Genomic DNA, 994 nt, shown 5'->3' with positions numbered 1-994 from the left:
ACCTGCGCAAGCCTGGTCCGCCCAGTGAAGCTGCGGGTCTTTATCTTCCAACACATCCAAAAACACTTGGACGAGATCATTTTCTAACAATGGCAGCACGACCTGCGTCTCAGGATCACCGAAACGCGCATTGAATTCAATCACTTTCGGGCCGTTCTCTGTTTGAATGAGGCCTGCGTAAAGAATTCCTGTGAACGGTCGCCCTTCTTTGACAAGCGCCTCTGCGGTCGGCTGTAAAATAGACTCTACCGCAAACTGATAATCTGTTTCAGGCAGATCCGGTACTGGCGCAAATGCGCCCATGCCGCCTGTATTCGGCCCTTGGTCTCCTTCGAAAGCCCGCTTGTGATCTTTCGCCGGGATCATCGGGTAAACGTTCGATCCTTTGACAAAAGCCATGAGCGAGAACTCTTCCCCTTGCAAAAATTCCTCCACGACGATTTCCTTGCTCGCATCGCCAAATTGGCCTTTTTCAAGCATGTCCTCAGCCGCTTCTAAGGCTTGATCGACGGTTTCCGCAACGACCACGCCTTTCCCAGCAGCCAGTCCGTCCGCTTTCACGACAATCGGTGCACCTTTTTCACGAATGTACGCTTGCGCCGCTTCTACTTCCGTGAACGCTTCATAATCAGCTGTTGGAATTTCGTATTTCGCCATGATCTGCTTGGCGAAATGCTTACTTCCTTCAATCAAAGCCGCTGACTGAGTCGGACCGAACACTTTTAGTCCTGCCTCTTGCAAATGATCGACTAAGCCATCGAGCAAGGGATTCTCTGGTCCAACAATGGTCAGATCGACCCCGTTTTCTTTGGCAAAAGTGACGAGCTGCTCCTGCTCAGTTTCAGGAATCGATACGCGTTCCGCAACCTCTTCCATTCCGGCATTCCCCGGTACTGCAAAAATTTTATCCGCCTGTGTGCTTCTGGCAAGCTTTTGAATCAGGCTATGCTCACGGCCTCCGCGACCGACCACCATAATATTCATTCCATCCACT

The 994-nt window shown here is 51.2% G+C and carries 1 protein-coding gene; it reads right to left on the bottom strand.

Features of this window, described 5'->3' with window-relative positions; genetic code table 11:
* Positions 1-984, bottom strand: a 984-nt coding sequence (gene purD, locus LD39_RS21630) for a phosphoribosylamine--glycine ligase (RefSeq protein ID WP_035554097.1), incomplete at its 3' end; no start/stop codon positions are given.
* Positions 985-994: the final 10 nt, after the last annotated feature.

The sequence above is a fragment of the Halobacillus sp. BBL2006 genome (genome assembly GCF_000786645.1).
Lineage (GTDB): Bacteria > Bacillota > Bacilli > Bacillales > Halobacillaceae > Halobacillus.
Note: the sequence above shows the minus strand (reverse complement) of the source record. Positions and strands in the feature narration are given on the sequence as shown.